General features: G+C 49.8%; 1 rRNA gene. It reads left to right on the forward strand.

Features of this window, described 5'->3' with window-relative positions:
- Window positions 1–311 (forward strand): 16S ribosomal RNA (locus ACTHS4_RS11775); the annotation flags it as partial.

Raw genomic sequence — 311 nt, forward strand, 5'->3', positions numbered from 1 at the left:
ACGAAACGGTCCGGGCGAATACCCTGGACTACTGACGGTACCCGCAGAATAAGCACCGGCTAACTACGTGCCAGCAGCCGCGGTCATACGTAGGACCCAAGCGTTATCCGGAGTGACTGGGCGTAAAGAGTTGCGTAGGTGGCTTGTAAAGCAAATAGTGAAATCTGGGGGCTCAACCTCACAGGCTATTATTTGAACTCACAAGCTCGAGAATGATAGAGGTAACTGGAATTTCTGAAGTAGGGGTAATATCCGTAGATATCAGATGGAACACCAATGGCGTAGGCAGGTTACTGGATCATTTCTGACAC

This window comes from Neisseria sp. P0014.S009 (assembly GCF_051958155.1).
Classification (GTDB): domain Bacteria; phylum Pseudomonadota; class Gammaproteobacteria; order Burkholderiales; family Neisseriaceae; genus Neisseria; species Neisseria flavescens_C.